At 61.4% G+C, this 6,761-nt stretch carries 7 protein-coding genes; 3 read left to right on the forward strand and 4 right to left on the reverse strand.

Annotation, left to right across the window (positions count from 1 at the left end; genetic code table 11):
* Positions 1-15: 15 nt before the first annotated feature.
* From E6C48_RS08165 to E6C48_RS08175, 3 genes are all read right to left on the reverse strand, one after another.
* Entirely contained in the window at positions 16-1,965 is a 1,950-nt protein-coding gene (locus E6C48_RS08165; RefSeq protein WP_136355891.1) for a PrkA family serine protein kinase, read from the reverse strand.
* Between the two features lie 228 nt (positions 1,966-2,193).
* The gene (locus E6C48_RS08170) at positions 2,194-2,580 is read right to left on the reverse strand and encodes a hypothetical protein (RefSeq protein ID WP_230978694.1); all 387 of its coding nucleotides are present in this window, start codon (positions 2,578-2,580) and stop codon (positions 2,194-2,196) included.
* A 692-nt stretch (positions 2,581-3,272) separates the two neighbouring features.
* Positions 3,273-3,860, reverse strand: a complete 588-nt coding sequence (locus tag E6C48_RS08175; protein ID WP_136355894.1) for a TetR/AcrR family transcriptional regulator — start codon at positions 3,858-3,860, stop codon at positions 3,273-3,275.
* 81 nt (positions 3,861-3,941) lie between these two features.
* Between E6C48_RS08175 and E6C48_RS08180 the strand changes: the two genes are divergently transcribed.
* The 3 genes from E6C48_RS08180 (at position 3,942) to E6C48_RS08190 (ending at position 5,723) form a co-directional block, all read left to right on the forward strand.
* On the forward strand, positions 3,942-4,397 hold the full coding sequence (locus E6C48_RS08180; protein WP_136355896.1) for an ester cyclase: 456 nt from the start codon (positions 3,942-3,944) through the stop codon (positions 4,395-4,397).
* A 10-nt stretch (positions 4,398-4,407) separates the two neighbouring features.
* Positions 4,408-4,746 carry a DoxX family protein gene (locus E6C48_RS08185; RefSeq protein WP_168734477.1) on the forward strand — a complete coding sequence of 113 codons (339 nt, stop codon included), beginning with the start codon at positions 4,408-4,410 and terminating at the stop codon, positions 4,744-4,746.
* An 89-nt stretch (positions 4,747-4,835) separates the two neighbouring features.
* Positions 4,836-5,723: an AraC family transcriptional regulator gene (locus tag E6C48_RS08190; protein ID WP_136355900.1), complete on the forward strand. Its 888-nt coding sequence runs from the start codon at positions 4,836-4,838 to the stop codon at positions 5,721-5,723.
* 192 nt (positions 5,724-5,915) lie between these two features.
* Here the strand turns inward: E6C48_RS08190 and E6C48_RS08195 are convergent, their stop codons facing one another.
* The gene (locus E6C48_RS08195) at positions 5,916-6,614 is read right to left on the reverse strand and encodes a uroporphyrinogen decarboxylase family protein (protein WP_230978695.1); all 699 of its coding nucleotides are present in this window, start codon (positions 6,612-6,614) and stop codon (positions 5,916-5,918) included.
* Positions 6,615-6,761 lie beyond the last annotated feature (147 nt).

The raw sequence follows: 6,761 nt of genomic DNA on the forward strand, positions 1-6,761 counted from the left end.
TGGCTTCGGCCGGTTTCAGCCCGCCTTGTTCACCCGCATGTACCAGTCCACCAGCCGGCGGACCTGACGCCTGGTGTATCCTCGCCCGACCATGCGCTGGACGAATTCCGTGTGCCGTTTCTCGGTCACGCTGTCCTGTTTGGAGCCGAAGCTGATGACGGGAAGCAGGTCCTCGACCTGGCCGAACATCCGTTTTTCGATCACCTCGCGCAGCTTTTCGTAGCTCGTCCACGCCGGGTTGCGGCCGTTGTTCCTGGCCCGTGCCCGCAGCGTGAACTTCACCACCTCGTTGCGAAAATCCTTCGGATTGGCGATTCCGGCTGGCTTCTCGATCTGCGACAGCTCGTTGTCCAGCACTTCCCGGTTGAGGATCTGGCCGGTATCGGGGTCCTTGTAGTCCTGATCCTCGATCCAGGCGTCGGCATAGGCGATATAGCGGTCGAACAGGTTCTGGCCGTATTCGCTGTAGGATTCCAGATAGGCTTTCTGGATCTCATGGCCGATGAATTCGGCGTAGCGCACCGCGAGTTCCGACTTGATGAAGTCGAGATACGCCGTTTCCGTTTCCTTCGGGAACTGCTCGCGCTTGATCGCCTGTTCCAGGATGTACATCAGATGGACGGGATCGGCCGCCACCTCCTGCGTGTCGTAGTTGAAGGTCTGCGACAGGATCTTGAAGGCGAAGCGCGTGCTGACACCGGTCATGCCCTCGTCGACGCCGGCGGCGTCGCGGTATTCCTGGACCGACTTCGCCTTGGGATCGATTTCCTTGAGGTTCTCGCCGTCATAGACGCGCATCTTCGTATAGAGCGGCGAGTTGTCGTGTTCGGCCAGCCGGGTCGAAACGGTGAAGCGGCTGAGAATGTCCAATACTTCCGGCGCGCAGGGGCTGCCGGCCAGTTCGCTCTCGCGCAGCAGCTTTTCGTAGATCTGCCGCTCTTCGGCGACGCGCAGGCAGTAGGGCACCTTGACCACCAGGATGCGGTCGAGGAAAGCCTCGTTGTTCCTGTTGTTCTTGAATTGCAGCCATTCCGACTCGTTGGAATGCGCCACCACGATGCCCTGGTAGGGGAAGGCGCCGAAGTTCTCCGTGCCGTTGTAGCTGCCTTCCTGTGTCGCTGTCAGAAGCGGATGCAGAACCTTGATCGGCGCCTTGAACATCTCGACGAATTCCAGCAGCCCTTGCGTCGTGCGGTTGAGCCCGCCGCTATAGGAATAGGCATCGGGATCGGACTGGCTGAAATTCTCCAGCTGGCGGATGTCCACCTTGCCGACGAGAGCGGAGACGTCCTGGTTGTTTTCGTCGCCGGGCTCGGTCTTGGCGATGCCGATCTGGCGCAGCCGCGACGGCATCAGCCTTACCACGCTGAACTTGGAGATGTCGCCGGCCAGTTCGTCGAGGCGCTTGGCCGCCCAGGGCGAGATCAGGCCGTTAAGCCGCCGCCGCGCGATGCCGTATTTGTCCTCCAGGAGGTCGGCCATGCGATCGGGATGGAAAAGGCCGAGCGGCGACTCGAAGACCGGGCTGATCGCCTTGCCGACCTTCAGGGTGTAGATCGGCCGCTCCTCCATGAGCTTCTTCAGCCGCTCCGCCAGCGACGACTTGCCGCCGCCGACGGGGCCGAGCAGGTAGAGGATCTGCTTGCGCTCCTCCAGTCCCTGCGAGGCGTAGCGGAAATAGCCGGCGATGCGCTCGACCGTGTCTTCCATGCCGTAGAAGTCGGCGAAGGTCGGATAGATCTTGATCGTCCGGTTCGAGAAAATCCGGCCCAGCCGCTCATCCTTGCTGGTGTCGACCAGCGTCGGCTCGCCGATCGCGTCGACCATTCGTTCGGGCGCGGAGGCATAAAGCGATTTGTCCTCTCGACAGGCCAGCAGATATTGCTGGAGGCTCATCTCCTCCTCGGCCGCGCTTGCATAAATCTCCGAGAAAAGATCGAAGACGTCGGAATTTTTCTCGATCATGGCTGCCTCGCCTCGGGACCGGTCCGGTTACGGTCACCCGTTCTATCAACTACCGGATACCCGCGTGGTTCCGTTCACAAGTCGGAGATCGCACCGGCCGCCGGTTCTGGGTCGATAACGCGGGAGGTTTTCAGCCGTCCGTGCCGGTCGACACGGCTCCAGGGTCCAGTCGAGAATTGGCCCTGACGTGCCCACCCGCGCCTTGGGCAACAGGCTTCCGGCATCTATCTAGGCGGTGTCCTGGATCACCAGCGTCAGTATACCCGTCGGGTCGACGGCTGCCGCCACCACCTGCGTGACGTTGAGTCCGTTCTGGGCAAGCATGGTCATGGCTGCCGGCGATGACTGGATCGATGCCTGCAACTCGCGCAGATCGTTAGCGCTGGTCTCGTGCAGCTTCGTCTCGACTACGCTCTTCAACTGCGGCGGCAGGTCTTCGAGCCGCACGATGTTGATGACCGTCACGTTCTGGTCCGGAGCAGCCTCGGGTGTTTGCTGTGCAGGCGGCTGGGCAGGAAGTTCATCCGTTGGCGCCTGTGCCGTCGCCGGTTGAACAGCGGCAACAACAGAAAGGGCGGCAACGAGCGTCAGAATACGCATGGCTTCGCCTTTCATGTGGTGATGCCATAACCCGCCCGGACGTGGCAGGTTCCGAACCAAATTCAAGTGCGCTCTTGGCGATTCCAGTTAAAGACGCGATCCGGCCCCGGTAGACCAGGGCGGGAAAATCGGATACCGGCGCCGATCCACGAGGCGGCTTACCGTTTCTAACGCGATGCCGTTGTTTTTCGTTTCTCCTGCCCTAGTTGTTCTCCCCATCGGCAGCAAATGCCACGGGCGCTGTCGGCTGTGAGCGACGAGCATGCTTCCGCCCCCAAGCGAAAGGGCGAAGCCATGAGAGGCCTTTCCGGTGTGAAATGCCCTTAGTCACCTGCAACTGAAGTTCGTCACAAATCAGGTTGCGAGTCCTCTCGATGCAGGTTCGAACCATCCCGGATCGCCGGAGGCCGTTTTATTTGAGTCACGCCGCCGCGGCAGGCTCTTGGTCCCTTCCGGCCCGACTTTGCCTTTGGAAGTGAGCCGAATGAACGGCTGGTCCGGCGGCGAGGTGAGCACATCGAACAGCGACGATGCGGTCGGGAACGGACCACACAAACGACCCAGGCCGAGCGGCGGCTTACGACCAAACGTTCCCCCAAAACCGGACTGTCCGGATACGTCCACCGCAGAAGACGGAAATTGATTCCCACTTTGATCACCGCGGGATCGTCTGCCGCTGCCCTTCCCATCGCGACGCTGGCGCGACGTCACTCCCAGAGCGCCAGAGCCGCATCGATCTGACGCTCGAAGACCTCGGGCCTGGGCAACCCGGTTCCCAGGACCAGTTCCTGGTACGCATCGCCCAGCGCCAGTTGGACGAGTTGTTCGGCGATGACAGGCGCAGTTCCAGCATCGTGCTCTTCGGCCCATAGCTGTGCGATTGCGACCCGGACCTGGCGCGGCCCAGCCTGCCAGAACAGGCGCCCGAGGCCTGGCATCCGCTCGGCCTCGGCGACAATGGCGCGGTAAAGTCTCACGCTGTCCGGAGTTGTGACGTCGGCCACGAACGCCAGCAGCAGTTCGCGAATTCGTTGTGCGGCCGGCAGCGACTTTGTCGGCGGCCGGACGACCTCCGGTGCACACATCGCCTCGACCAACGCCTCGACCAGCGCCTCCTTCGACCGGAAATGGCGATAGATGGTTTGCTTGCCCACGCCAGCTTCGGCGGCCACCGCGTCCATCGAACCCTGCGCGAACCCCTCGCGCATGAAGACGGCGCGTGCGCCTTCGAGGATCGCCGCGCGCTTGGCTGGATCGAGAACGCGTCCGGGGCGGGGCGAGGTAGAGATGGTCATCAGCGATCCTTTACGAGACTGATTAGTCTCGCTATATGTTACAACGAGACTAATCAGTCTCGCTTAATATAGGAGACTTCAATGTCAACCGATCCTTTGGCCCTCGGCTACCTGTTCGCCGAGATCGTGTCCGGTCACGACGTGTCGCGCTTCGACGAGATCGTCGCGCCCGACTATATAAACCACAATGCCTTTACAGAGCCCGGTCGGGAGGGCGTCAAGACGGTCTTCGGCGCGATCATTGCGGGCGTGCCTGACCTCAAGGTGTACGCCGAAGACGTCTTCATCTCGGCGGATGGTTCGCGCCTGGTGGGCCGCTACCGCTACCAGGGGACGCACACGGGCGACTTCCTCGGCTATCCCGCGACAGGCAATGCCTTCACCATGCGTTCGATCGATATCTGGCGTGTGGAGGATGGACGCCTCATTGAGCATTGGGACGAACTCAATACCCTCGACATCTTCACCCAGATCGGCGCCTTGGCGCCGCTTGGCCAGCCGGGTACGCATGGCGGACCCAGGCAGTCGGCAGCGTGAGGGGCATCCTATGTCAGTAGTCAAACTCTTCGCGGTCGGGCTTCCGATTGCGCTCGGCGTCGTGATGATCGGGGCCGGAGCAGTCAACTTCGTCGGTCCTCGGTCAGTGCGCGAGTCCTTTGTGCGCTGGGGTTATCCAGCCGGTTTTCATCGGGTGACAGGCGGGCTCGAGGTGGTGGCAGGATTGCTGCTGTTGGTGCCGGCTACATGGTGGGCCGGCGCGATAGGCAGTAGCGTGATCCTGTTGGCGGCCGCGGCGACGCTGATCCGTTGTCGCGAATGGAGCCATCTGCCAGGTGCCGTCGTTCTGATTGCAGCGGCGGTAGGGACGTTGGCGATCCATGGTTAGAACCATACGCGATCCGCCGAAACCGCAAGATCGGTCGAGCGCGTCATGGCGCTGAACCGCTAGATGGGGCTGCCACGGAGAACGAAACGATGAAGGCGGCGCTTCGGACCTATCATGCCCGGATGCAGCGGGTTCTGGATCATATCGACCGACATCTCGACGGCGATCTGGACCTGGAAACGCTGAGCCGGGTCGCCGCCTTCTCGAAGTTTCATTTCCACCGGCAGTTTGCGGCGACCTTCGGGTTGTCCGTCCATCGCTATGTCCAGCTTGCCCGCATGCGGCGCGCTTCGCGCCAGCTCGCCTGGAACGACGCCGAAAGCGTCACGGACATTGCGATGGATGCCGGTTACGATGCACCCGATGCCTTCGCCCGCGCCTTTCGGCAACGGTTCGGGCAATCGCCTTCGTCGTTCCGGAAGTCGCCCGACTGGGCGCCGTGGTTCGCGGCCTTCGGGCCTCTGGACAACGCAAGGAACAACCTCATGCAGATCAACTTCACTCCCGACGACGTGACCATCCGCGACGTGCCCCCGACGCCGGTGGCGATCATGGAGCATCGGGGCGACCGGGCAACGCTCGGCGCGACCATCGAGCGGTTCAAGGCCTGGTGCAAGGCGGCAAGCCTGTCGCCCGAGACAGGCCGCTCCAGCTTCATGGTCTTTCGATCCGAAAGGTGTCCCGCGAACCCTGCCGACTACAGCATGGACCTGTGCGTCGGCACCGACCAACCGATCGAGGTGAACGACGAGGGGATGAAGGCCGGCGTGATCCCCGGCGGGCGCTGCGCGGTGCTGCGCTATCCCGGCAACACCAACAATCTCGAACCCGCAGCGCTCTACCTCTATCGTGACTGGCTGCCGGACAGCGGCGAGGAAGCGCGCGACTTCCCGATCTACTGCCAGCGCCGGCTCTCGCCCATCGCGGAGATGCCGGCGCATGAAGTGGTCGTTGAATTGTTCCTGCCCCTGAAATAGCGCCTGCGGATGGCGGCTTTTGTCCCGCGTGGTGGACGCGACCAGGCGGATAGGATTGATGTCTCTATGTCAGCCGAACGGACATACCGCCATCCGCGAGCATCGGGCTTTCCGTCACCAGGGAAATCAGCTCCGATGATATTGTCGCAGAATTTGGGGTTCCGCGACTTCATGAGGGAGAGGCGAGAGCTGCTACGAACGCCAAGCCCTCACCTTGCGAACCAATGCTGCGACGTGTTCGGGTTGTGTAGTTTTTAGGATACCGTGCCCGAGGTTGAAAATGAACGGCCCTTCGCTCGCATGACGAAGAATGCGTTCAGCATCGGCAGCCAGCGCCTGCCCGCCAACAACCAGCAATTGCGGGTCGAGGTTCCCTTGGATGCAACGACCCAGCCTTCGCTGAATGGCCCCGGAGGCCCAGCCCAATGGGACGGTGCTATCGAGTCCAATGCAATTAGCGTGGGTAGCCTGAGCGTACCCCTGATATAAGAGGCCTGCAGCTCGAGGGAAGGCGATGACAGGTATGTGAGGGTATCTCTGTCGAAGTGCCTCAATGATATTAGCGACAGGTTGAACACACCAACGTCTGAAGAACGGCTCTGGCAATATTCCGGCCCAACTCTCGAATATTTGTATTGCTTCGGCTCCAGCTTCGATTTGTCGCCCCAAGAATTGGGTTACCGCAATGGTCAGCATGTCGATGAGCGGTTGAAATCCACTTGGATCGCTCAGCGCCCATTGCTTGATAATCGCATGATCGGTCTCGCCTCCACCCATACCTTCGACCATGTACGTGGCCACCGTCCACGGTGCACCAGCGTAGCCGATAAGAGCGACTTCCGAGGGAAGGGACGCCGACAGCAGCCGGACCGTCTCGTAGATTGGGGCCAACTCCTCATGGAGACGCGATAATGTTGATTTCCGCTGAGAGCTGACCCGGGATTTTCGCCGAGAAGTGACCCGCCTTCATGTATGGTTTGGGTCTTAGGTTTTGGTCAAGGGGCGGCTTTCTCCTTCTTGCTCGTTGCGGCCTGTGCT

The organism is Ollibium composti (assembly GCF_004801285.1).
Taxonomy (GTDB): Bacteria; Pseudomonadota; Alphaproteobacteria; order Rhizobiales; family Rhizobiaceae; genus Mesorhizobium; species Mesorhizobium composti.

Bases quoted from the DNA above. Each gene is read 5' to 3' on its own strand.
- E6C48_RS08165 (WP_136355891.1), bottom strand. From the start codon at position 1,965: ATGATCGAGAAAAATTCCGACGTCTTCGATCTTTTCTCGGAGATTTAT.
- E6C48_RS08170 (WP_230978694.1), bottom strand. From the start codon at position 2,580: ATGAAAGGCGAAGCCATGCGTATTCTGACGCTCGTTGCCGCCCTTTCT.
- E6C48_RS08175 (WP_136355894.1), bottom strand. From the start codon at position 3,860: ATGACCATCTCTACCTCGCCCCGCCCCGGACGCGTTCTCGATCCAGCC.
- E6C48_RS08180 (WP_136355896.1), top strand. From the start codon at position 3,942: ATGTCAACCGATCCTTTGGCCCTCGGCTACCTGTTCGCCGAGATCGTG.
- E6C48_RS08185 (WP_168734477.1), top strand. From the start codon at position 4,408: ATGTCAGTAGTCAAACTCTTCGCGGTCGGGCTTCCGATTGCGCTCGGC.
- E6C48_RS08190 (WP_136355900.1), top strand. From the start codon at position 4,836: ATGAAGGCGGCGCTTCGGACCTATCATGCCCGGATGCAGCGGGTTCTG.